Genomic DNA, 21648 nt, shown 5'->3' with positions numbered 1-21648 from the left:
CGGGTAAAAGCCGCGCGGGCGCCCCGCGGAGGCCAGGTCGAGCTCGGACACCGGCCGCCCCGACAGCGCCGACAGCACGGGGGGGCCGGGGGTGCGGGGGCCGGTCGGCGGGGCGGTGGCTCGGGGGGCGGGAAGGGGCGGGTTGTGGTGGTGTTCGGGGGGCTTGTCGTGGTGGCGCTGGCGTATGGCGGGTGGCAGTTGCGGGAAGCGCCGGTGCCGACGCGGGCGGGGGATCGGGTCGCGCTGGTGGCGACCGATCGGCCCAATGACGTGATCGCTCTCGACACCGCGCAGGGGCGTGACCTCGTCAGGCGGTACGTGGCGCAGGTCGAGCGGGTGGCCGAGGACGGGGCGCGGGTCGTGGTGATCCCCGAGAAGACGTTCCTCGCCGACGAGCGGAGCCTGCCCGTGCTGGCCGGGCCGCTGGCCCGGGTCGCCCGTGAGCACGGGGCCGATGTGGTCGCCGGGCTGGTGATGTCGCGGGGCGGCACGCTCTACAACGTGGCGCTGGACTTCCCGGCGGGTGGCGGCGAGCCGGTCGAGTACATCAAGAAGCACCTCATCCCGGGGCTGGAGGACGCGTTGCGGCCGGGTGGTGGGCTGGTGTTCGCGCCGGGGACCCGGTGGGGGCTGATCATCTGCAAGGATCTCGATCATCCTGATCTGGTCCGGTCCTACCGGGCGGCCGGTGCGACGGCGCTGCTGGCGCCCGCGTGGGACTTCGGGGGCGACGGCTGGCTGCACAGCCGGATGGCGGTGGTGCGCGGGGTGGAGAACGGGCTCGCGATCGCCCGTCCCGCGCGTGCCGGTCAGGTGCTCGTCAGCGATCCGAACGGCCGGATCGTGGCGGAGGCGGCGACCACCGACGCCGAGTTCGTCGAGGTCACCGCGGCCCTGCCCGCGCCGGCGGCGCCGACCCTGTATGCGCGGCTCGGCGATTGGTTCGCCTGGCTGTCCGTCGCGCTGCTCGTCCTCGCGCTGGTCCCAGTGCCCCGCCGCCGACGCGCCGTTTGACACCCGGCACCGGCGCACCGTCCCCGACTCCCGGCACCGGCGTGCCGTACCGGCCTCCGAAACGGCGGCGTGCCGTCTCGGCCTTCTGGTGGTGTCTCGTGTTGAGGGGGCGATTTAGGGTGGTGTGTATGCGAGTAGTGGTGATCGGCGCCAGTGGGCACATCGGCACCTATCTGGTGCCCAGGCTGGTGGAGGCGGGGCACGAGGTGGTCGCGGTCAGTCGCGGCACGCGGCAGCCGTACACGCCGCACGGCGCGTGGCGGAAGGTCACCACGGTGGTCGCCGACCGGGAGGCGGAGGAGGCGGCCGGCACGTTCGGCGCGCGGATCGCCGGGCTCGGCGGTGACGCGGTCATCGACCTGATCTGCTTCGAGGAGTCCAGCGCCCGGCAGCTCGCCGAGGCGCTGGCCGGGCGGGTGCGGCATGTCCTGCACTGCGGGACGATCTGGGTGCACGGCCACAGCGAGCAGGTGCCGACGACGGAGGACCGGCCGAGGCGGCCGTTCGGCGGCTACGGGATCAAGAAGGCGGCCATCGAGGCGTACCTGCTGAACGAGAGCGGGCTGCCGGTCACCGTGATCCATCCCGGGCACATCACCGGGCCGGGGTGGGTGCCGGTGACGCCGACGGGCAACGTCAGCCCCGCCGCGTTCCAGACGCTGGCCGACGGCGGCGAGCTGCCGCTGCCGAACCTGGGGCTGGAGACGATCCAGCACGTGCACGCGGACGACGTGGCGCGGCTGTTCATGGCGGCGCTGGCGAACCGGTCGGCAGCCGTCGGGGAGAGCTTCCACTGTGTGGCGGCCTCGGCGCTGACGTTGCGCGGTTACGCCGAGGCGGTGGCCGGGTGGTTCGGGCGGGAGGCGCGGCTGGCGTTCTTGCCGTGGGAGCGGTGGCGGGAGACCGTGCCGGAGGCGGACGCCGAGGTCACCTACGACCACATCGCGCACAGCCCGCACTGCTCGATGGAGAAGGCCGAGCGCCTGCTCGGGTTCCGGCCGCGCTACACGCCGCTGGAGGCTGTAGCCGAGGCGGTCGACCGGCTGGTCAGGGACGGGGTCATCAAGACGCCGTGACGTGCGGGACCGTCTCGTACTGGGCCCAGTCGGCGCTGATGGCGCCGGCGGTGCGGAGCAGCAGCGGCAGGTGGTCGTCGGTCAGCTTCTCCACCGACGTCTCGGCGGCGTGCGCGTTGACGTTGACGGCGGCGATGACGTTGCCGAGCCCGTCGCGCAGCGGCGCGGCCACGGACCGGATGCCGAGCGCGAGCTGTTCGTCGGTCAGCGCCCAGCCCTTGGCGCGGACGGCGCGGAGCACGGCCTCGCGTTCGTCGGCGCCGGGCCGCCAGCGGGGCTCGATGCCGGAGCGGCTGGGCTCGGCCAGCACCCGCTCGACCTCGGCCGGCGGCAGGGCGGCCAGCAGCACCTTGCCCAGGGATGTCTGCAGGGCCGGGAAGCGGGTGCCGACCTGCACCGACAGCGTGACGATCTTGGGTACGGCGACGCGCGCCACGTACACGATGTCGGAGCCGTCGAGCTGGGCGATCGACGAGGACTCGCGCGTCTGGGCGACCAGCCGCTCCAGGTGCGGCCGGGCGACCTCCCACAGCCCCATGGAGCGCACGTACGAGACGCCGAGTTCCAGCACGCGCGGCGTCAGCGCGAACCCGCCGTGCTCGGCCCGCGCGTAGCCGAGGTCGCGCAGGGTGAGCAGGATGCGGCGGGCCGTCGGCCGGGCCAGCCCGGTGGCGGTGGCCACCTCGGTCAGCGTCATGACGGGGCGACCCGGCTGGAACGCCCTGATCACCTCGAGGCCGCGTGCCAGCGCCTCGATGAACTCAGGTCCGGTGTCAGCACGTGCCATGGACGCCTCGCTTCGGATTCACGGGTCAGACTTTAACCGCGCCGCGGGTGCCCGTGAGTGGCGGAGCTGCGGTAGTCGGTGTACGTGTACGGATTGTCGAGGATCTTGGTTTCCGGGATGTCCGGATTCATGCCGTTGACCCAGGTCTCCTCGCCCATGGTGGAGCGCAGGTGGTCGATGGTCCGTTCGACGTCGCGGCGGGCGGCGGCCAGGTCGACGCCGAGCAGCCGGTGCTCGTGCTTGACGACGCGGCCGTCGACGATCACCGTGTGCACGTCGCCGCGCTGCGCCTGGAAGGCGACGTGACCGTACGGGTTGAGCAGCGGGAACGAGACCGGCGAGTGGTCGTTCTTGATGAGCACCAGGTCGGCCTTCCGGCCGGGTTCCAGGGTGCCGAGGTCGTCGCGGCCGAGCGCGCGGGCGCCGCCCCGGGTGGCCCATTCGACGACCTGGTCGGCGCGCAGGCTGCAGTGCGTGACCGTCTCGGCCCTGGCGTGGGCCTCCAGGTGCATGCGTGAGCGGTCGGCGCCGAGCGTGGCGCGCATGGCGGAGAACAGGTCGCCGCTCCACCACACGCTGGTGTCCATCGACAGCGACACCGGGATGCCGTGTGTCCTGATGGCCCAGGTGGGCGGGTAGCCCTGGCCGGCGCTCTGCTCGCTCTCGGTGGAGACGGAGATGGAGCCGCCGGTTGCCGCGATGCGCTGGTAGGAGTCGGCCGACAGCGACGCGGCGTGCACGTACACCGTCTCGGGCGTCATGAACCCGTGGTCGTACATGAGCCGGATGCCCTCGTCGCTGGTGGCGCCCCATACGCCGGCGTGGGTGGTGACGGCGACGCCGATGTCGCGGGCGACCTCGAAGGCGGCCTTCTCCGGGAAGGCCGGGTCGCCGAGCACGTCGAAGGCGAGCTGGAAGCCGAGCAGGTCGCCGCCGGTGATCCGCCTGCGGACGAAGTCGCGGAACTCCGGCGCGGCCGTCCACTCGGCCGGGGGCGCCTGGATGTTGCCGTACGCGAGCACGTACCGGCCGGGCACGGACTCCAGCGCGTCCACGGCGGCGTCGGCGTGGTCGGCGCTCTGGAGCCCGTGCGACCAGTCGACGACGGTGGTGACGCCCGCGTCGAGGGCCTCGATCGCGGCGAGCACGTTGCCGGCGTGGATGTCCTCGGGCCGGAACAGCTTGCCGTGCTCCAGGTAGAACCAGACGAAGTACTGGGTCAGGGTCCAGTCGGCGCCGTAGCCGCGCAGGGCCGTCTGCCACATGTGCCGGTGGGTGTCGATCATGCCCGGCATGACGATGCCGCCCGTGGCGTCGATCTCGGCGGCGCCGTCGGGGACCGGCAGCTCCGGCCCGACGGCGGCGATCCGGTCGCCCTCGACGAGGACGTCCGCCACGGCCGGGCGGGCGCCGTTCATGGGCAGCACCGTGCCGCCCCGGAGAACCACGGGCCGGCCGGAGGGGAACTCGTTCATCTCACGCTCCGATCTTGCGTACGACTGTCCGCTACGCGGTCACCCCGATGCGCGTAACTCTGAGCAGCGCACCTCCTCGTGTCAACCCTTGACGCCTACGGACCATGAGTTCAGAATCACGGACATGTGTCCGATCCACGGACGGGAGCGTCGATGACGGAGGAAGCCGGGCCGCTGTCCGGGGTGCTCGTGGCCGACTTCTCGCGCGTGCTCGCGGGTCCGTACGCCACGATGCTGCTGGCCGACCTCGGCGCCGAGGTCGTCAAGGTCGAGAGTCCGGCGGGCGACGACACCCGCACCTGGATGCCGCCCGAACGTGACGGGACCTCCACCTACTACCTGGGCGTCAACCGGGGCAAACGGTCGATCGCGCTCGACCTGCGCGACGCCGGCGACGCCCGGCTGGCGGTGGAGCTGGCCCGGCGCGCCGACGTGCTGATCGAGAACTTCCGCCCCGGTGGCCTGGACCGCTACGGGCTCGGCTTCGAGGAGGTGCGGGCCGCCAACCCGGGCATCGTGTACGCGTCCATCAGCGGGTTCGGCTCCGGAGCCGGGCGGCACGTACCCGGCTACGACCTGATGGTGCAGGCCATGTCGGGGCTGATGAGCCTCACCGGCGACGCCGGCGGGCCGCCCTACCGGGCCGGGATCTCGGTGTTCGACGTGATGGCGGGCAACCACGCGGTCATCGGCATCCTGGCCGCGCTGCGCCACCGCGACGCCACCGGCCGGGGCCAGCACGTCGAGGTCAACCTGCTGTCGTCCGCGCTCACCGCGATGGTCAACCAGAGCTCGGCGTACGTGGCGGGCGGCGTCGTGCCGCACCGCATGGGCAACGCCCACCCGAGCGTGTTCCCGTACGAGCCGCTGCCCACGGCGGACCGCGACCTGATCGTCGCGGCGGCCAACGACGGGCAGTTCCGCAAGCTCTGCGAGGTGCTCGGCATCCCGGAGATCGCCGACGACCCGCGCTTCGCCCGCAACCCGGACCGCACCGCGCGCCGCGAGGAGCTGCGGCCGATCCTGGTCGAGCGGCTGGCCACGCGCGGCGCGCTGGAGTGGTTCGAGCTGCTGGTGGCGGCCGGGGTGCCGAGCGGGCCGATCAACACGGTCGACGGCGGGTTCGCGATGGCCGAGCGGTTCGGGCTGGACCCGGTCGTCGAGGCGGGCCAGGGCGAGCGGGCCATGCCGACGACGCGGCACCCGATCAGGTTCTCCGAGAGCTCGGTGACGTACCCGCTGCCGCCGCCCGAGCTGGACGAGCACAGCGCGGAGCTGCGCAAGTGGCTGGAGGACGGCCGTGACTGACCGTCCTCCAGCCCACCAGGCGTCCTCCCGGGAGGCGGCCGGCTACCCGACCGCGCTCGGCGCGTCCTCCCGGGAGGCGATCACCCTGCTCGGGCACGACCTGGCGAGCGAGGTGATGGGCGAGGTCGGCTTCGGTGAGCTGGCGTTCTGGCTGGCCACGCAGCGACGGCCGGCGCCCGGCGAGGTACGGGTGTTCGAGGCGGTGCTGGCGGCGCTGGCCGACCACGGGTTCACGCCCACCGCGATCGTGACCCGGCTGACGTACCTGTCTGCGCCCGACTCGGTCCAGGGCGCGCTGGCGGCCGGGCTGCTCGGCGGCGGGTCGCGCTTCCTCGGCGTCACCGAGGACTGCGGCCGGTTCCTGCACGACGTGCTGGCCACCCTCGATGAACCGCCTGCCGACGACGCCGGTTGGGACGCGCTCGCGCTGGAGGCCGTCGCGCGCCCCGGTCGCATCCCGGGGCTCGGCCACCACGTGCACAAGGACGGCGATCCGCGCACGCCCCGCCTGATGGCGATCGCCGCCGAGGAGGGCCTGTTCGGCCCGCACCTGTCGCTGCTCGCCGCGATCGGCCGCGTCCACCCCAGGGTGCTGGGCCGGACGCTGCCGGTCAACGGGGCCGGCGCGTGCGGGGCCGCGCTGGCCGACCTGGGCCTGCCGCTGGAGCTGCTGCGCGGCTTCGCGCTGCTGGCCAGGACCGCCGGGCTGATCGGACAGCTCGCCGAGGAGCTGCGCCGCCCGGTGGCCGACGACATCTTCCTGTCGGTGGACCTGAACAACCGGTCCGTTCCCCCCGAGCCGTACGGAGGCCCGCATGGCTGAACTGGTCGCGGTGATCGCGTCCACCCACCACCCCTTCTACTACCGGGCCAGCACCGCCACCGGCGAGGACCGCCCGCCGTTCGCCGACGAGTGGGTGCGCAAGGTGGAGGCGTTCCGGGAGACGCTGACGCGCGCCCGCCCGGACGTGCTCGTCATGGTCGGCTCCGACCACTTCCACCAGTTCTGGCTGGACAACATGCCGCAGTTCCTGGTCGGCAAGGCGCCCTTCTACGACGCGAACTGGTACAACGAGGAGCGCGAGTTCGGCCTGCCGAGAATGCTGTTCGAAGGCCAGGAGGACCTGTCGGCGTACGTGCTGCGCGAGGGCCTGGACGCCGGGTTCGACCTGGCCTTCTCCAACGAGCTGCGGATCGACCACTCGATCACCTGCCCGATCATCACCCTGCGCCCGCAGAACGACCTGCCGATCGTGCCGATCTACACCAACATCTTCGCCCCGCCGCTGCCGCGCCCCCGGCGGTTCGTGGAGCTGGGCCGCACCATCCGGCAGCTCGTCGAGTCGTGGCCGTCGGACCGGCGGGTCGCGGTCATCGGCACCGGCCACCTGTCGCTGGAGCTGGGCGGGCCGCGCCAGTTCGGGCCGCACGGGCCGGACCCGGAGTTCGACCGCAGGGCCGTGGAGTGGATCTCCACCGGTGACCTGGAGGGCTGCCTGTCCGAGGTCACGCTGGACAGCCTGCACCTGCCGGGCAACGCCACCCATGGGTTCATGGACTTCATGCTGATGATGGGCGTCGCCGGCGAAGGCCGCAAAGCCGACTACGTCGACACCTACGACCTGTTCCACACGATGGAGGCGTACTTTACCTGGTACCCGGGAGGCTGGCCGTGAGCAAGTACCTGGTCAACAAGTTCCTGTTCACCGTGGACCGCGATCCGGAGCTGGTGGAGCGCTACCGCGAGGACCCGGTGGGCACGGTCGCCTGGTGGGAGTCGGCCTGGGCGAACCGGCTGCTCAGCTGCCATGACGGGGAGTCGTCCAGCTGGCTGCGGTTCGACGACGCCGAGCGGGAGGCGCTGGCCGGGCACGACTATCCGCGGCTGTTCGAGCTGGGGGCGCATCCCTTCCTGACGCTCACGCTGTTCATCGCCATGTTCGAGCGGGACCACGAGGCGCTGGGATTCCAGACGGAGTACGCGCGCCGGCTGGCGCACATGAGCCTGCCTTATCCCGACATCGCCACCTGAGCCGATGCGTGCCGCCCAGATCCGCAGGCCCGGCCGCCCGCCGGTGGTGGCCGAGCGCGTCATGCCGGTGCCCGGTCACGGTGACGCGCTCGTCGAGGTGCTCGCCGCGCCCGTCACGCCGCTCGACGTGCTCTGCGCGAGCGGCACGTCGTACTTCGGCGCCCCCGCCATGCCGTACGTGCCGGGCGTCCAGGGGGTGGGGGTGGCCGGCGGCAGGCTCGTGTGGTTCCCCACCAGGGCCGGGATGGCGCCGGGGGACGGGAGCATGGCCGAGGTGTGCCGGGTGCCGGCGAGCGCCCTCGTCGAGCTGCCGGAGGGCGCCGACCCGGTGGCGGTGGCGGCGCTCGGGCTGTCGGCCGTGGCCGCGCACATGGCGCTCACCTGGAGCGGTGAGCTCGTCCCCGGTGAGCAGGTGATCGTCCTGGGCGCCGGCGGCGCCGTCGGCCAGGCCGCCGTCCAGCTCGCCCGCACGGGCGGCGCCCGCCGCGTGGTCGCCGCCGTCCGCTCCCCCGCCGCCCGTGCCCGCGCCCTCCGGTCCGGCGCCGACGCCGTCGTGGACCTCACCACCGGGGACCAGCCCGAGCCGGTCGCCACCTCACCCACCAGGGACGAAGGCCCTCGGGCGGTCAGGGGGAGAGACGAAGGCCCTCGGGCGGTCGGGGGGTTCGCTGGTTTGGAGGAGTTGGCGGGGCGGTTCGTGGCAGCTTGTGACGGGCCGGCGGACTTGGTGATCGATCCGTTGTTCGGGGTGGCCGCCGCCGCGGCGGCGCGGGCCCTGCGGCCCCGGGGGCGGCTGGTCCACCTGGGCAGCGCGGCCGCCGACACCTGCCCGCTGGACTCGGCCACGCTCCGCGGCCGGTCGCTGCGGGTGATCGGCTACACCAACAACGAGCTGACGGCCGAGCAGCAGGCAGCCGCGATCACCACGATCGCCTGGGAGTCCGTACGCGGCCGGCTGTCCGTCGCGCACGAGACAGCCCCGCTGGACGACGCGGAGTCGGCGTGGCGGCGCCAGGCCGACGGAACGGCCACGGGCCGAATCGTCCTGATCACGCCCGGATTCTCCGCGAATTCGTTACTGTCCTCCTAGCGTTCAGGAGGTGAACGATGAGCGACGAGCCCCGGCGGCCCGGCGTATCGGCCGGCACTCCCAGCGTCGCCCGCATGAACGACTTCTTCCTCGGCGGCAAGGACAACTTCGCCGCCGACCGCGAGGCGGTCGCCCGGGTGCTGGCGCTGGCGCCCGAGGCCAAGGCCATGGGCGAGCACGTGCAGGTCTTCCGGGAGAAGGTCGTCCGGCACCTCGCCCAGGAGGGCGTCACGCAGTTCGTGCACCTCGGATCGTGGCTGCCCACACAGCGCAACGTGCACGAGATGGCGCAGGAGATCGCCCCGGAGTCACGCGTCGTCTACGCGGCCGACGACCCGGTGGCGCTCAACCACGCCCGCGCCATCCTGGCCAGGGACGAGCGGGTGGGCGCGGTCGAGGGCAGCATCCTGCGGCCGGACGAGCTCGTCGCCGACCCGGCCACGCGACGTCTGATCGACTTCGACCGGCCCGTCGCCGTGCTGATCTTCGGCTCCCTGCAGTACATCCCCGACGGGGACGGCCCGTTCGAGAGTGTCGCCAGGCTGTGCGCCCTGTTGCCGGCCGGCAGCTACCTGGGCATCACGCACGCCGTCTTCGACAGCCGGCCGGACATCGCCGAGCGGATCGCCGACATCTACCGCCAGGCGCTCCAGCGGCCGTCGGGCGGGCCGCGCACCCGTGACCAGGTGGCGCGGTTCTTCGACGGGCTGGAGCTGGTCGAGCCGGGGTTCGTATACGTCCGGCGGTGGCGTCCCGAGTCGCCGGTCTCCGAGGCGGAGGCGGCCGCGTCCTGGGTGGTCGGCGGCCTGGCCCGCAAACCCGCCTGACGCGGACGGGCCCGCCTGACGCGGGCCGGCCCGGCTACCGCAGGCGGGCCACCGTGATCAGGGCCATCAGCAGGTAGACCACGGCCACCATGAACGCCGCGGCAACCGCGACCGGCAGCGGCGGCAGGATCCACGCGGCCACCGCGCACGCCGCGCCGACCAGCGTCATCGCGAGGCCGCCCGGCCGCTGCGCCCCCTTCCACTCCTGGGCCAGCGCCCCGGGCAGGTCAGGGGTGACCCTGGGCAGGGCGCGGCCCAGCGCGATCAGCAGCAGCCCGAGGGCGGTGGCCATGAGCTGCTCGACGGGGACCGCGTACCCGGCGGTGACGGCGAGCAGCCCGGCGTGCAGGACCAGCAGGAACGGCGGCACCGTGCCGAACACCAGGTTCAGCCCGGCCCGTGACGGCGTGAGATTGAACAGCGTGTTCACGATCGCCGGGGCCCGCCGGCCGACGCGGGCGCTCACGGCCGTGGCCGCCGCCATGAACACCACCACGGCCGGCATCGCTCCGGCCGGCAGCAGGCGCGGCACCTGAACCCCGGCCCGGCCGGGCGTCGCCTCCCGGGTGATGATCGGATCGGGCAGCGAGTCCCACAGGGCCCAGCTGACGGCGAGCATGCCGGCCAGGCAGAGCGTGGCGATGACGGCGCCTGTCCTGGGAAAGTTCATGGCACCGACGGTAGGTTCGCGGCATCCGCCCCGGATATCCACTCTTCGTCATATGACGGATGTCATCTGCCCTGTCCCTCGCAACCCCCGTATGCTGCGGGCATGCGGGGCTGGACGGAGTTCGACGGCGACCGGGCCCCCGTGGTGCTGGAGATCTCCTTCTGGGGCGCCGCGCTGATCAGCGCGTTCGTCTACGTGGCGAGCCTGCATCCGGACGTCCGGCCGGGCCTGGCCGAACGGCCGCTGATCTGGGCGTTCTTCTGGATGGGCGCCGCCGCCCTGCTCGCCGCGTGCGTGCTGTGGTTCCTCCTGCCGTGGCGGGCCTCGGCGCCGGCCGGGCGCAAGGCCCTCACCGTGCTGTTCCTGGGCGTGAGCCTGTTCATGATGTCCGCGGGCAGCATCACCGCGCTGCTCATCTCGTGCCTGGCCGTGGGCAACGCGCTCGTCGTGTTCGGCGTGCGCGGCGCGGTGGCCTACTCGATCGTGACGGGGTCGCTGCACTTCGGGACCACCCTGCTCAACCCGGCGCACACGCTGTTCGTGGCCGTGGTCAACGGGCTGCTCGCGCTCTTCCTCTGCGTGGTGATCGTGCTGGTCATGATGGCGTTGCTGGAGGCGCACCGGCAGGCCGTACGGACCCGGCACCTGCTGGCGGAGCTGGAGGAGGCGCACGCCGCGCTACGCCGTTACGCCGAGCAGTCGCGTGACCTGGCCGTCGCCGACGAGCGCGCCAGGATGGCCCGCGACATGCACGACAGCATCGGCCACCACCTCACGGTGATCAACATGGGCCTGGCCAACGCCCAGCGGTTCCGCACCGCCCGGCCCGAGTCGGCGTGGGAGGAGGTGCGCCAGGCGCAGGAGCTGACCCGCGACGCGCTGAACGACACCCGCCGCTGGGTCCGCGCGCTCAAGCCGCTGCGCATGGAGGGCCGCACCGGATCGGCGGCCCTGGAGTTGCTGGCCGCCTCGTTCCGGTCGGCCGACCTGGAGGTGGTGTTCGCGATGGACGGCGACTGGCCCGACGTGGCGGAGGGCCACGAGCTGGTCTGCTACCGGGTGCTCCAGGAGGGGCTGACGAACGTGCTGCGGCACGCGCGGGCCGGCCGCGTCGACGTCACGCTCGGCTGCGCGTCCGGGGAGGTCACGCTGACGATCGCCGACGACGGCGCCGGAGCCGACCCGGACCGCGTGGCCGAGGGCTTCGGCCTGCGCGGGCTGGAGGAGCGGCTGCGCGCGATCGGCGGCGCCCTGGAGATCGACAACCGGCCCGGCGACGGGTTCGCGCTGACGGCGAAGGTGCGCGCGTGATCCGCGTCCTGCTGGTCGACGACCAGATCCTGATGCGCGAGGGGCTGCGCAAGCTGCTGGAGATCGAGCCGGGCATCACCGTGGCCGGGTCGGCCCGCAACGGCCTCGACGCCCTGGGCCTGCTCGCCGGCCTGTCCGACGAGGAGCGCCCGCACGTCGCGCTCGTCGACGCCCAGATGCCCGTGATGGACGGGGTCGAGCTGGTGGGACGGCTCCGCGCGGAGTTCCCCGAGGTCGCGCCGATCATGCTGACCACGTTCGACGACGACGCGTACATCTTCGGCGGGTTGCGCGCCGGCGCCCGCGGCTACCTGCTCAAGGACACGCCGCCGGACGAGCTCGTCAGCGCCATCCGGCGGGCCGCCGCCGGGGAGACGGTCCTCGGCGGGCCCGCTGCCGAGCGGCTGGTCACCGCGCTCCGGCAGGACGAGCCGGACGGCGCGACGCCGCTCACCGGACGCGAGCTGGAGGTGGCCCGGCTGGTCGGCCTGGGCGCGACCAACCGGGAGATCGCCCGGCGGTTGGACATCTCGGAAGGCACGGCCAGGAACCACATCTCCAGCTGCCTGCGCAAGCTCTCCCTCCGGGACCGCACCCAGCTCGCCGTCTGGGTGACGCGCGGCTACTGAGCCGCCTGGTCCAGGGCCGCCTCCAGCTCCGGCTTGGTCATCCGGGAGCGGCCGGGCAGGTCGGCCCGCCGCGCGCGCTCGTACAGGTCGGCCCTGGTCACCTGGCCGTCGCCGGCGGCGGCCAGCGCCCGCAGGACCTGCTGCCTGCGTTCGGCGAAGGCCGCGCCGAGGCGTTTCAGCCGCTTGTCGCCGGCCGTCCTGGCCAGCAGCGGCAGCATCGTCGTCTCCTCGTCCCGGATGTGCCGGACGACCGTGCCGGCGAGCAGTTCGAGCGTCTCCTCGAACTCGGCCGAGCCCGCCTCGGCGCGCCGCAGCGCGTCGAGCAGGATCTCGGCCTCCTTGTGCTCCTCCAGGCCGTGGTGGGCGTCGATGCCGGGATAGACGCGGTCCTCCTCGGCGCGGGCGTGCGCGGTGAGCAGCGCGTGCAGCTCGGCCACGGTGGCCCTGCGCTCACCTCGCTCCGCCCCGAGCCGGCTGAGGAGAGCCTCGACTCTGCGATGATCAGCGGTGATGAGGGTGATGACGTCGCCAGCCATGGCACCCGCACTACCCTCGGGCCGCCTGCCCAACCTCAGCGGCCCGCACGCAGGCTCTCCACCGGGTGCGGCCCCTCGGTCTCCAGGCGGTACTCCTCGCCGGACTTGTCGCGGTTGTCCTGGATGACCCGCTCCGACGGCGGCTTCTCGCCCCCCATGATCTCGTCCTGCATCTTCTCGAACCGCTCGTGGGCCTCCTGCACGTAGCCGGTGCCCAGCGTGGTGTAGTCGATCTGGGTGGCGATCAGCTCACGCAGGTACGCCTTGTTCGGCTCGAACGTGACCGGCGCCGGGAGCTCGGGGGCGCACACCTGCTCGGGGTCGCGGCCGTCGTGCTTCTTGAACAGCTCGGCGGCCAGCCGCAGGTGTTCCAGCTCCATGTTCAGGTGCAGCTCCCAGATGGCCTTCACCTTGGGGTCCGACTCGGTCTCCATGAACGAGTGGTACAGGTAGCACTCGTTGTACTCGTGGTTGAGCAGCATCTCCCACCAGCTCTCGCCCGGGTCGACCAGCGACTCGTAGTGGGTGACGTGCTCCTCCTCGATGAGCCCGATCTCCTGGTAGAGCTGGCGGGCGATCGGCTCCATGTAGGTGGGGCCGACGTTCATGTAGAAGTTCATCGTCTGCTGCTCGGCGGCCATGATGGTCAGCGCGTGCAGCTTGGAGAGCGGGGCGGCGGAGCTCTTGTCGTACGGCTCCCGTACGTTGTCGACGGGATCGCGGTGGTGCAGGTAGGTCGGGCGGCCCGGCATCACCTCGGTGAGGTTGTCGACGATCTTCTCCGCCTTGCGGTGCTCGATCATCTCGTACAGGTTGGCGTAGCGGTAGAGGTGGTCGAAGTCCTCCAGCACCCCGAACTGGTAGGCCTGCTTGAGATACGGGTCGGGCTCCATGCGGGCCACCCAGGCCGTCAGGTCGACGGCCACCTGCTCGTAGGCGAGTGTGGTCTCCAGCACCGAGGCGACGCCGGGCAGCAGCCAGTTGACCGCCTTCTGCTGCTGCGCCTCGATGTAGCGGACCCGGGCGAGCTGCTGCTTGAGCTCCAGGTCAGGGCAGTGCCGGGCGAGCTGGTGGCTGAACAGGATCGCCTCCACCTCGATCCCGTTCATCGCGATGATCCGGCAGCGGGTGTACGGGTCGGCGTGGTCGGGGTCGATGGGCATGACGTTCAGCTCGCGCCAGTTGCGTAGCTGTCTGTCGAGCGGGATGCCCCGCTCCTGCAGTGGGTTGAAGGTCATGCGCGCGACCTACCCGGGGGCCTTCCGGGCAATCTCCCCGATGAGCCGCAGAACAGCCCGCAGTTGGCAAGGTCAGGCGTGACCAGCGTGTCCGAGGGTAGGCAGCCGCCGTATTCGAGAGGAGACCGATCATGGCCGACCAACGGACGGCGACCGAGACCGACGTCATCGAACTGCTGCTGGCTCAGCACGGGATGATCAGAGATCTGTTCGACGAGGTCGAGCAGGCGCCCGCGGGGCAGCGGGGCGAGGCGTTCACGCGCCTGGTGCGGCTGCTCGCCGTGCACGAGACGGCCGAGGAGGAAATCGTCCATCCGTACGCCCGCCGCAAGATCGACGGCGGCGACGGCATCGTCGACGATCGCCTCGCCGAGGAGAAGCAGGCCAAACAGCTCCTGCAGCGGATGGACCAGGCGGGTCCGGACGCACCGGACTTCCTGGAGAACCTGCTCGCGCTGCGCGCCGCCGTCGAGGCGCACGCGCGCAGCGAGGAACGCTACGAGTTCGCCGAGCTGCGCGCCCGCACCAGCCAGGCCGAGCGGCGCGCGCTGGGCGCCGGACTCAAGGCCGCCGAGGCGATGGCGCCGACGCACCCGCACCCCGGCACCGAGTCGGCGACCAAGAACCTGCTCATGGGCACGCCGATCGCGATGATGGACCGGGCCCGCGACGTCATCCGCCAGGCGATGGGCAAGCGCGCCTGATCCCGGATCACGGCTTGCGGGCGACCGCGCCGACGAAGGTGTGGTACGTGATGCCGAGCTGGGCCTGTTCGTCCGCGTCGGGGCGCCACTCCGGCAGCGGCACCAGGCCGGGCTCCAGCAGTTCGAGACCGTCGAAGTAGGCCAGGATCTCCTCACGGGTGCGCCACCGGCCGGTGCCGAGCGTCTCGTTGAAGATCTTCTCCGCCGAGAACGCCTGCTCCGACACCTTGGGATGGGCCTGGCCCGGGTTGTGGAAGTGCGAGATCACCAGATGGCTGCCCGGCGCCAGCCCCGCCATCAGCCTGGCCACGATGCCTCCCGGGTCCTCGTCGTCGGCCAGGTGGTGCAGGATGGCGAAGAGCAGCAGCCCGACCGGCTGGCTGAAGTCGATCAGCCCCTTGATGTCCGGGTGCGCCAGGATCGCCTCGGGCTCGCGGATGTCCGCCTCGATGACCGTGGTGCTGGCGTTCACGGCGAGCAGCGCCCGGCCGTGCACGAGCACGATCGGGTCGTGGTCCACGTAGACGACCCTGGCCTCGGGTGCGGCCTGCTGGGCGACCTCGTGCACGTTGCCCTGCGTCGGCAACCCGGAGCCGATGTCCAGGAACTGCCGGATGCCCGCCTCCCGGGCCATGTGGCGGACCGTGCGCCGCAGGAACTGCCGGTTCGAGCGGGCCGCCTCCGGCGCGTCCGGCGCGACCTTCAGCGCCATCTCGGCCATCTGGCGGTCGACCTCGTAGTTGTCCTTGCCGCCGAGCAGGAAATCGTAGACACGAGAGACGCTGGGTTTGGTGGTGTCTATCCCTTGTGGCGCGCGCTTCTGCTCGTTCTCGGGCACTGGCCGGCTCCTTCGGAGGTCCAGGGGGCGATGCGCATGATCATAGCCGCGAATGCCGATTTTTTTTGGGTATTCAGGACACCGCTCACCCGCCGGGCACGACCAGTCCGGTCTCGTACGCGATGACCACGAGCTGGGACCGGTCGCGGGCGGCGAGCTTGCCCAGCAGGCGGCTGACGTGGGTCCTGGCCGTGGCCGGGCTCATGGACAGCACCCGGGCGATGTCGTCGTTGGAACGCCCCCGGCCCACCTCGGCGAGCACCTCCCGCTCCCGCTCGGTGAGCGCGTCGAGCCTGCCGGTCTCCAGGGGCGGGTTGCCGGTCGCCGCCGCGCGCATCACCCTCCTGGTCACCCCCGGCGACAGCAGCGCCTCCCCGGCCGCCACCACCCGCACGGCCTCGCGCAGCTGTTCCGGCGTGCTGTCCTTGAGCAGGAACCCGGCCGCTCCGGCGCGTACGGCGTCGAGCACGTTCTCGTCGGTGTCGAACGTGGTGAGCACGATCACCCGCACCTGCCGCAGCCCGGGATCGGCGATGATCCGCCGGGTCGCCTCCAGCCCGTCGCCGCCCGGCATGCGGATGTCCATGAGCACGACGTCGGGCAGCTCCCGGGCGGCCACCTCGACGCCCTCGGGCCCGGTGCTCGCGAACCCGACCACGGTGATGTCCCCGGCCCGGTCGAGCAGGGCCCGCAGCCCCTCGCGGACCAGGTGCTGGTCGTCGACCAGGACGACCCGGATCACGCCCGGTCCCCGTACGGCACGCGCGCCTCCACCTCGAACCCCTCCGGCGGCCGCGAGCTCACCCGCAGGCCACCGCCCAGCAGCCCGACCCGCTCGCGCATGCCCATGATCCCCCAGCCGCCGTCCACCCCGGGCGCCCCCTTGCCGTCGTCGCGGACCCGGACGAGCAGGGCGTCGGCCCCGTACTCCAGGCCGACGGCCACCCGGCCGGCGTCGGCGTGCTTGAGCACGTTGACCAGGGCCTCCTGGACCACGCGGTAGGCGGTCGCGTCGGCGACGGCGGGCAGCGGCACCGGCGTGCCGCGCACGCTCACCGCGACCTCCAGCCCGGCCTCCCGCGCCGGTCTCACCAGCTCCTCCAGCCGGTCCAGGCCGGGCACGGGAGCCAGCCCGTCCGGCGGCTCGGCGTCGGCGCGCAACGCCCGCAGCGAGGCGCGCAGCTCGGTGACCACGTCGCCGCAGGCGTCGCGGACCACCGCGAGCGAGCGTTCGGCGGCGTCCGGATCGTCACGCAGCGCCTCCCTGGCCACGTCGGTGTGCAGGGAGATGACCGAGATCGTGTGTCCCAGCAGGTCGTGCAGGTCGCGGGCGATCCGCAGCCGCTCCTCGCCGACCCGGCGGGCCGCCTCCCGCTCGCGCTCCGCCCGCGCCGCCCTGGCCTGCTTGTCCAGCTCGGCCCGCCAGCCGCGCCGGGACCGTACGGTGTCGCCCAGCGCTATCACGGCCGCCATCAGGCCCACGGACGTGGCGAGCTCGAACCCGTACAGATAGGCCGGGTCGTCGCCGTGCGCGGTGCGCGCGGTCGTGGAGATCACCAGCAGGGCGACGGCCGTGCCCGCGGCCCACCGCAGCTTGCCCTGCTCGGCCGCCGAATAGAGGGCCGCGGCCACCGGCACCGCCAGCCCGACCGGCGGGTAGGACAGCACGTAGTAGACCAGCAGGGCGGCGGCCGTGACGACGAGCGTCGCCACCGGCCAGCGGCGGCGCACGAACATCAGCCCGCTCAGCAGCAGCCCGAACCCGTAGGCGGCCAGGGGCGGCTCGGCGCCCGCCGATCCCACGTTGGCGCTGATCGCGGTGCCGACCACGACGAGCACCACCATGGCCAGCCCGAGATCGGCCGCCTGCTGCCGCCGTTCGCCGCCGATGGTCACCGCCTCCTCCGACTCAGTCGTTCCCCGGCCGCAGCCCGGGCACCAGCCGCGACAGCACCCATCCGACGGCTCCCACCGCGGCGCCCACGGCCAGCCCCGTCATCAGGCTGCTGCCGAACGCGAACGCCCGCAGCAGCAGGGCCTCGACCGCCGGGGACAGCCCGCCCGCCAGGTTGCCGCCGAGCGACGGCGGATCGCCCCCGAACGACTCGGCCCACAGCACCTGGTGGGTGAGGCCCAGCAGCACACCATAGGCGGCGCCGACGGCCAGCAGCGTCACGAAGGCGTTGGGCACCCGCTTCCACAGCACCACGGCCAGCCAGACGGCGATCGGCACGAAGACCAGCAGCGCGTTGACGGACGGGCCGACCAGCCGCAGGTCGTGCGCGACCACCCGGGGCACGCCGAGCGCGGCCAGCCCGACGACGGCGATCAGCGGCAGCCCCAGCCCCTTGGCACTCATCTCGTCCGGATCCTTCCTGGTAGGCAGGCTTCGAGGCTAGGTTCGGGGCCTGCGCCGTGTCGTCGGCCTCGCGGCCCGTTCCCGATACGCGTCTGTACGTACGCGGCCGGCTCGGCGGTACGTCGCGGGTCGGCCGAAGGATGTACGCCCGGGCTCGGTCGGGCGAAGGATGTGGCCGTCGGCGGCAGGCGGCAGGATCGGGGCATGACCATCGGCCTGCTGCTCACCCTCGCCGCCCTGGCGCTGGTCGACAGCACCAGTTTCGGCACCCTGGGCATCCCGGTCTACCTGTTGCTGACCACGCGGACGTCCCGGCTGCTGATCTACCTGGCGACCGTGGCCGGGTTCTACTTCCTGGTGGGCGTCGGGCTCATGCTGGGGCTGTCCACAGTTGTGGATACTTTCGGCGAGGCGCTGCACAGCCAGGCGGCCTACTGGGTGCAGCTCGTGCTCGGGGTGGGGCTGTTCGCGCTGAGCTTCCGGTTCGACCCGAAGCGACGGGCCAGGCTCGGCAAGCCGGAGCGGCGCTTCGAGCCCCGGGCCGGCGGGCCGCGGGCGATGATGATGCTGGCGCTGACGGCCGGGCTGCTGGAGGTCGCCACCATGCTGCCCTATCTCGCCGCCGTCGGGATCATGACGACCGCCGGGCTGCCGCCGGGCGTGTGGGTGCCGCTGCTCGCCGCCTACGTGGTGGTCATGATCGTGCCGACGCTGGTGCTGATCGTCCTGCGCGCGGCGGCCGGGGGGTGGCTGGAGCCGAAGCTGGAGCGGCTGCGCGCCTGGCTGGCCAAGCACTCGGCGTCGATGGTCAGCTGGGCGCTGGCCATCGCCGGCTTCCTGCTGGCCAGGGACGCCGCGGTCTACCTGTTCCTCAGCTAGTCAGGCGGTCGCGCCGCCGTCGGCGACCAGGTCGTGACCGAGGACGAACGCCGACTCCGGCGCGGCCAGCCACAGCACGGCGGCGGCGATCTCCGCCGTCTCACCCACCCGCCCGGCCGGGATGTGCGCGGCCATGCGGGCGTCGCGGTCCTGCCTGGTCTCGCCGGGCCGCAGGCTCATCGGGGTGTCGATCGGGCCGGGGCTGATCGCGTTGACCCGGACGCCGTCCGCGGCGTGGTCCAGGGCGGCGGCCCGGCTCAGCGCGCTGACCGCGGCCTTCGACACGGCGTACGCGCCCAGGCCGGCCAGCCTGCGGTGGGCGCCGATGTTGGAGGCCATGTTGACGATCGCGCCTCCGCCGTGCGCCCTCATGTGCGCGATCTCGTACTTCATGGACAGGAACACGCCGGTCACGTTGGCGTCCATGAGGGACGACCAGGAGCCGGGATCCACGTCGGCGAGCGGGCCCGTCGCGCCGAGGATGCCGGCGTTGTTGAAGGCCACGTCCAGGCCGCCGTGGCGGCCGGCGGTGGTGGCGACCATGCGGGCCGCGTCGTCGGGGCTGGTCACGTCGGCGGTGACCCAGTCGGCGCTGCCGCCCTCGGCCTCGATGCGCTTGACCGCCTCCGTCAGCTTGCCCGGGTCGCGGCCGGCCAGCACGACCATGGCGCCCTCGCTCGCGAACGCCTGCGCCGTGGCGCCGGCGATGGCACCGGCGCCACCGGTGATGAGCACGACCTTGCCGTTGAATCGCATCGTGAACCCTATTTCTCTATCAGAACGATTGGTTTTTATTGCGGGCATGGGTTTCACCCCACAAGGGCGAGAGCCTGACGGGCGGCGTCACGCAGCCGGTCACCGCTGCCGTCGGTGCGGCCCAGCACGCGCATCCCCTGCAGGAGCACCAGCAGGAGCCTTGCCAGCGCCTGCGGCTCCCGGCCCGCCGGCAGCTCGCCCTGCGCCCGGGCGCGCACCAGCGCGGAGGTCAGCACCGACTCCAGGTGGCGCCAGCTCGACTCCACGAACCGCGCCGCCTCCGGGTCCCGCGCCGCCAGCTCCACCGCCGCGTTCACCACCATGCAGCCCCGGTGGCCTTCGGCGGAGTCTTCCGCGTACGACCAGATGAGCGCCCGCAGGGCCGGCAGCACCGGTCCCGGCTGCGACAGGGCCTCGGTGATGTCCGGGTCCCGGGTGCTCAGGTAGCGGTCCAGGGCCTTGAGGTAGAGCTCGTGCTTGCCGCCGAACGTGGCGTAGATGCTCGCCCTGGCCACGCCCAGGCGCTCCACCAGGTCCGCCATCGACGTCGCCTCGTAGCCGCGCTCCCAGAACAGCTCCAGCGCCCGCTGCAACGCGACGTCCGGATCGAACTCCTTCGCCCTCGCCATGCCCCGACCCTACGCCTTTTCAGAACGATCGGTCAAGATAACCTCCATGGCGGCCAGTTCGTCCCTGCCTTCCGCCTCCCTGCCGGGCAGCAGGAGCAGCGTGCGGGCCCGCTCGTACCGCGCCCCGATGCGCTCCCAGCCTTCGACCGACGCCTCCAGCGCCTCCCGGTCCCCGCCCGGCAGTCGCCCGGCGGCCCGTGTCAGGCAGGCCGCCGCCCACGCGTTCTCCCGCCCGGCCGGCTCCGCCGCCGCCAGGCGTTCCCCGGCATCCGCCAGCCCCGCCAGCACCGCCAGTTCCGCCCCGGCGGCCACGGCATACCCGGCGAACATCCCGGCCGCCCGCCCGGCCTCCTCCACGACCGCTTCCACATCCCTGCCCATCCGCCCGACGCCGTCGGCGAGCCGGTCCGCGGCGGTGCGGGCGGCGGTGAAGGCGCGCAAGGTGGTGAGCCTGCTGCCGCCGACCGCCTCGGCGCGGGCGCGCCAGGACCGCGCTCCCGCGTCGTCGCCCAGGTGGTCGCAGGCCAGGGCCATCCAGGACAGCGCCGGAGCCATCCACCGGCCCGGCGGGGCGTCCATGCGCGCCTGGCTCTCCCACATCTCGGCGCCCCTGGCCAGAGCCTCGTGGAAGGCCCCGGCCAGCACCAGTGGCGCGATGAGCCTGCTCCGCGCCAGCGCCGGATGGCCACCGGTGACGTCGTCACGCATCGCCATCCAGGCGATCTCCAGAGCGCCGGGCAGGTCGCCCACCGCGACGGCGTACACCGAAGCCGTGTGCAGCGAGTCGACGATCTCGATGCCCGAGCGCGGGTCGTACGGGTCCATCGCCGCCCGCAGCGTGAGCCGCTCCCCGGCCGTCCGGTACGCCTCGCGCAGCCTCCCCTCATCGGCCGCCTCCGAGATGACCGCGTCCATCGCCCCGCTCACCAGCACCGGATCACCCGTGACCCGCGCGGCCACCAGCGCCCGCCGCGGCGCACTCTCACCATCCCGGGTCACGCCGGGGGCGCTCTCACCGTCCCCGGTCGCGGGGCGGGGGCCGAGCGGGTGGACACTCCAGGCGGTCGCCGCGGCCACGTGCGCCACCACGTACGGGTCGCCCGGGTCGCCGGTGCCGGCCGCCTCCTCGGCGAGGGCGCGCAAGCGATCGCCGGTGACGCTGAGGCCGGGTCCGAACCCCGGGTGCCTCCTCGCGATCACCACCGCCCTGGCCAGCGCGACCGCCCGCCCGTCGCCGTCGCCCGCCCTGCCGGCCTGCTCAGCGGCGGCAAGCTGCAACTCGTACGCCAGCGCCGAATCGGCGAAGGCGAGCGCGCACTCGGCGGCGTCACGCAGATCCGCCGCCGCATCCCGCGCCCCCGCCTCGACCCCGTCGCCGCCCGCAGGTGAGCCGCTCCCCGGCCGTCCGGTACGTCCTGTCCGCGAGCTGCTGCACCATGTCCCTGACCTCCTGTTTCTCGGCTGCTCTCAGCCTCTCGCCGGAGACCCCC

Annotated in this window: 25 protein-coding genes; 13 read left to right on the top strand and 12 right to left on the bottom strand. The window is 72.9% G+C overall.

From position 1 onward, the window contains the following. Positions 1-144: 144 nt before the first annotated feature. Together ADY59_RS37340 and ADY59_RS37335 are read left to right on the top strand one after the other, a co-directional pair. Positions 145-1014 carry a nitrilase-related carbon-nitrogen hydrolase gene (locus ADY59_RS37340; protein ID WP_049572830.1) on the top strand — a complete coding sequence of 290 codons (870 nt, stop codon included), beginning with the start codon at positions 145-147 and terminating at the stop codon, positions 1012-1014. A gap of 128 nt (positions 1015-1142) precedes the next feature. Then, complete coding sequence (locus ADY59_RS37335) at positions 1143-2090, top strand: NAD-dependent epimerase/dehydratase family protein (protein WP_049572829.1); 948 nt, start codon at positions 1143-1145, stop codon at positions 2088-2090. Here ADY59_RS37335 and ADY59_RS37330 read toward each other — a convergent pair. Both ADY59_RS37330 and ADY59_RS37325 read right to left on the bottom strand, forming a co-directional pair. Further along, entirely contained in the window at positions 2077-2877 is an 801-nt protein-coding gene (locus ADY59_RS37330) for an IclR family transcriptional regulator domain-containing protein (protein ID WP_049572827.1), read from the bottom strand. The genes ADY59_RS37335 and ADY59_RS37330 overlap by 14 nt on opposite strands. A gap of 32 nt (positions 2878-2909) precedes the next feature. Beyond that, the gene (locus tag ADY59_RS37325; protein WP_049572825.1) at positions 2910-4352 is read right to left on the bottom strand and encodes an amidohydrolase family protein; all 1443 of its coding nucleotides are present in this window, start codon (positions 4350-4352) and stop codon (positions 2910-2912) included. Positions 4353-4505: 153 nt separating this feature from the next. Between ADY59_RS37325 and ADY59_RS37320 the strand changes: the two genes are divergently transcribed. Genes ADY59_RS37320 through ADY59_RS37295 form a run of 6 tightly spaced genes read left to right on the top strand, consistent with a single transcriptional unit; the run spans position 4506 to position 9609 of the window. Beyond that, the gene (locus ADY59_RS37320; protein ID WP_049572822.1) at positions 4506-5660 is read left to right on the top strand and encodes a CaiB/BaiF CoA transferase family protein; all 1155 of its coding nucleotides are present in this window, start codon (positions 4506-4508) and stop codon (positions 5658-5660) included. Further along, positions 5653-6483 (top strand): citryl-CoA lyase, encoded by an 831-nt coding sequence (locus ADY59_RS37315; RefSeq protein WP_049572819.1) that lies wholly within the window; start codon positions 5653-5655, stop codon positions 6481-6483. Before ADY59_RS37320 ends, ADY59_RS37315 begins: the two co-directional genes overlap by 8 nt. Then, a complete protein-coding gene (locus tag ADY59_RS37310; RefSeq protein WP_049572817.1) occupies positions 6476-7336 on the top strand; it encodes an extradiol ring-cleavage dioxygenase in 861 nt (286 codons plus the stop codon). Before ADY59_RS37315 ends, ADY59_RS37310 begins: the two co-directional genes overlap by 8 nt. Then, entirely contained in the window at positions 7333-7692 is a 360-nt protein-coding gene (locus ADY59_RS37305) for a hypothetical protein (RefSeq protein ID WP_049572814.1), read from the top strand. The genes ADY59_RS37310 and ADY59_RS37305 overlap by 4 nt, the downstream gene beginning before the upstream one ends. A 4-nt stretch (positions 7693-7696) precedes the next feature. Further along, positions 7697-8782 (top strand): quinone oxidoreductase family protein, encoded by a 1086-nt coding sequence (locus ADY59_RS37300; RefSeq protein WP_156325963.1) that lies wholly within the window; start codon positions 7697-7699, stop codon positions 8780-8782. Positions 8783-8799: 17 nt separating this feature from the next. Continuing rightward, positions 8800-9609 (top strand): SAM-dependent methyltransferase, encoded by an 810-nt coding sequence (locus tag ADY59_RS37295; RefSeq protein ID WP_049572811.1) that lies wholly within the window; start codon positions 8800-8802, stop codon positions 9607-9609. 34 nt (positions 9610-9643) lie between these two features. Here ADY59_RS37295 and ADY59_RS37290 read toward each other — a convergent pair whose 3' ends face one another. Then, a complete protein-coding gene (locus ADY59_RS37290) occupies positions 9644-10279 on the bottom strand; it encodes a hypothetical protein (RefSeq protein WP_049572808.1) in 636 nt (211 codons plus the stop codon). A gap of 102 nt (positions 10280-10381) precedes the next feature. Here ADY59_RS37290 and ADY59_RS37285 point away from each other — a divergent pair, with 102 nt between their 5' ends. After that, positions 10382-11590, top strand: a complete 1209-nt coding sequence (locus ADY59_RS37285; RefSeq protein ID WP_053175512.1) for a sensor histidine kinase — start codon at positions 10382-10384, stop codon at positions 11588-11590. Next, positions 11587-12219: a response regulator gene (locus tag ADY59_RS37280; RefSeq protein WP_269433673.1), complete on the top strand. Its 633-nt coding sequence runs from the start codon at positions 11587-11589 to the stop codon at positions 12217-12219. Before ADY59_RS37285 ends, ADY59_RS37280 begins: the two co-directional genes overlap by 4 nt. On the opposite strand, the gene ADY59_RS37275 is transcribed toward ADY59_RS37280, so the two are convergent. Continuing rightward, positions 12213-12755 (bottom strand): hemerythrin domain-containing protein, encoded by a 543-nt coding sequence (locus ADY59_RS37275; protein ID WP_049572806.1) that lies wholly within the window; start codon positions 12753-12755, stop codon positions 12213-12215. The genes ADY59_RS37280 and ADY59_RS37275 overlap by 7 nt on opposite strands. Before the next feature lie 35 nt (positions 12756-12790). Further along, positions 12791-13993, bottom strand: a complete 1203-nt coding sequence (locus tag ADY59_RS37270; RefSeq protein ID WP_049572803.1) for a hypothetical protein — start codon at positions 13991-13993, stop codon at positions 12791-12793. Positions 13994-14124: 131 nt separating this feature from the next. On the opposite strand from ADY59_RS37270, the gene ADY59_RS37265 reads away from it, so the two are divergent. Next, a complete protein-coding gene (locus ADY59_RS37265) occupies positions 14125-14697 on the top strand; it encodes a hemerythrin domain-containing protein (protein WP_049572802.1) in 573 nt (190 codons plus the stop codon). A 7-nt stretch (positions 14698-14704) separates the two neighbouring features. Here the strand turns inward: ADY59_RS37265 and ADY59_RS37260 are convergent, their stop codons facing one another. From ADY59_RS37260 to ADY59_RS37245, 4 genes are all read right to left on the bottom strand, one after another. Further along, positions 14705-15535, bottom strand: a complete 831-nt coding sequence (locus tag ADY59_RS37260; RefSeq protein ID WP_049572801.1) for an SAM-dependent methyltransferase — start codon at positions 15533-15535, stop codon at positions 14705-14707. An 85-nt stretch (positions 15536-15620) separates the two neighbouring features. Further along, positions 15621-16277, bottom strand: a complete 657-nt coding sequence (locus tag ADY59_RS37255; protein WP_049572800.1) for a response regulator — start codon at positions 16275-16277, stop codon at positions 15621-15623. Beyond that, positions 16274-17431, bottom strand: a complete 1158-nt coding sequence (locus tag ADY59_RS37250) for a sensor histidine kinase (protein WP_197094041.1) — start codon at positions 17429-17431, stop codon at positions 16274-16276. The genes ADY59_RS37255 and ADY59_RS37250 overlap by 4 nt, the downstream gene beginning before the upstream one ends. A 13-nt stretch (positions 17432-17444) precedes the next feature. Next, on the bottom strand, positions 17445-17894 hold the full coding sequence (locus tag ADY59_RS37245) for a hypothetical protein (RefSeq protein WP_049572799.1): 450 nt from the start codon (positions 17892-17894) through the stop codon (positions 17445-17447). Positions 17895-18098: 204 nt separating this feature from the next. On the opposite strand from ADY59_RS37245, the gene ADY59_RS37240 reads away from it, so the two are divergent. Then, positions 18099-18773, top strand: a complete 675-nt coding sequence (locus ADY59_RS37240) for a GAP family protein (RefSeq protein ID WP_049572832.1) — start codon at positions 18099-18101, stop codon at positions 18771-18773. Here the strand turns inward: ADY59_RS37240 and ADY59_RS37235 are convergent, their stop codons facing one another. From ADY59_RS37235 to ADY59_RS37225, 3 genes are read right to left on the bottom strand one after another with little or no spacing between them, the layout of a single operon-like run. Next, on the bottom strand, positions 18774-19529 hold the full coding sequence (locus ADY59_RS37235) for an SDR family NAD(P)-dependent oxidoreductase (RefSeq protein ID WP_049572798.1): 756 nt from the start codon (positions 19527-19529) through the stop codon (positions 18774-18776). Between the two features lie 53 nt (positions 19530-19582). Further along, the gene (locus ADY59_RS37230) at positions 19583-20158 is read right to left on the bottom strand and encodes a TetR/AcrR family transcriptional regulator (protein WP_049572797.1); all 576 of its coding nucleotides are present in this window, start codon (positions 20156-20158) and stop codon (positions 19583-19585) included. A gap of 9 nt (positions 20159-20167) precedes the next feature. Further along, positions 20168-21301, bottom strand: a complete 1134-nt coding sequence (locus tag ADY59_RS37225) for a hypothetical protein (RefSeq protein WP_156325962.1) — start codon at positions 21299-21301, stop codon at positions 20168-20170. A gap of 39 nt (positions 21302-21340) precedes the next feature. Here ADY59_RS37225 and ADY59_RS50630 point away from each other — a divergent pair, with 39 nt between their 5' ends. After that, positions 21341-21547 carry a hypothetical protein gene (locus ADY59_RS50630; protein WP_156325961.1) on the top strand — a complete coding sequence of 69 codons (207 nt, stop codon included), beginning with the start codon at positions 21341-21343 and terminating at the stop codon, positions 21545-21547. The last annotated feature ends 101 nt before the right edge of the window (positions 21548-21648 follow it).

It is taken from the genome of Nonomuraea sp. SBT364, from assembly GCF_001083785.1.
GTDB lineage: Bacteria > Actinomycetota > Actinomycetes > Streptosporangiales > Streptosporangiaceae > Nonomuraea.
This window is presented reverse-complemented; position numbering and strand designations above follow the sequence as displayed.

Bases quoted from the DNA above. Each gene is read 5' to 3' on its own strand.
- ADY59_RS37300 (WP_156325963.1), top strand. From the start codon at position 7,697: ATGCGTGCCGCCCAGATCCGCAGGCCCGGCCGCCCGCCGGTGGTGGCC.
- ADY59_RS37235 (WP_049572798.1), bottom strand. From the start codon at position 19,529: ATGCGATTCAACGGCAAGGTCGTGCTCATCACCGGTGGCGCCGGTGCC.
- ADY59_RS37270 (WP_049572803.1), bottom strand. From the start codon at position 13,993: ATGACCTTCAACCCACTGCAGGAGCGGGGCATCCCGCTCGACAGACAG.
- ADY59_RS37295 (WP_049572811.1), top strand. From the start codon at position 8,800: ATGAGCGACGAGCCCCGGCGGCCCGGCGTATCGGCCGGCACTCCCAGC.
- ADY59_RS37335 (WP_049572829.1), top strand. From the start codon at position 1,143: ATGCGAGTAGTGGTGATCGGCGCCAGTGGGCACATCGGCACCTATCTG.
- ADY59_RS37230 (WP_049572797.1), bottom strand. From the start codon at position 20,158: ATGGCGAGGGCGAAGGAGTTCGATCCGGACGTCGCGTTGCAGCGGGCG.
- ADY59_RS37290 (WP_049572808.1), bottom strand. From the start codon at position 10,279: ATGAACTTTCCCAGGACAGGCGCCGTCATCGCCACGCTCTGCCTGGCC.
- ADY59_RS37245 (WP_049572799.1), bottom strand. From the start codon at position 17,894: ATGAGTGCCAAGGGGCTGGGGCTGCCGCTGATCGCCGTCGTCGGGCTG.
- ADY59_RS37325 (WP_049572825.1), bottom strand. From the start codon at position 4,352: ATGAACGAGTTCCCCTCCGGCCGGCCCGTGGTTCTCCGGGGCGGCACG.
- ADY59_RS37285 (WP_053175512.1), top strand. From the start codon at position 10,382: ATGCGGGGCTGGACGGAGTTCGACGGCGACCGGGCCCCCGTGGTGCTG.
- ADY59_RS37310 (WP_049572817.1), top strand. From the start codon at position 6,476: ATGGCTGAACTGGTCGCGGTGATCGCGTCCACCCACCACCCCTTCTAC.
- ADY59_RS37265 (WP_049572802.1), top strand. From the start codon at position 14,125: ATGGCCGACCAACGGACGGCGACCGAGACCGACGTCATCGAACTGCTG.
- ADY59_RS37275 (WP_049572806.1), bottom strand. From the start codon at position 12,755: ATGGCTGGCGACGTCATCACCCTCATCACCGCTGATCATCGCAGAGTC.
- ADY59_RS37240 (WP_049572832.1), top strand. From the start codon at position 18,099: ATGACCATCGGCCTGCTGCTCACCCTCGCCGCCCTGGCGCTGGTCGAC.
- ADY59_RS37320 (WP_049572822.1), top strand. From the start codon at position 4,506: ATGACGGAGGAAGCCGGGCCGCTGTCCGGGGTGCTCGTGGCCGACTTC.
- ADY59_RS37330 (WP_049572827.1), bottom strand. From the start codon at position 2,877: ATGGCACGTGCTGACACCGGACCTGAGTTCATCGAGGCGCTGGCACGC.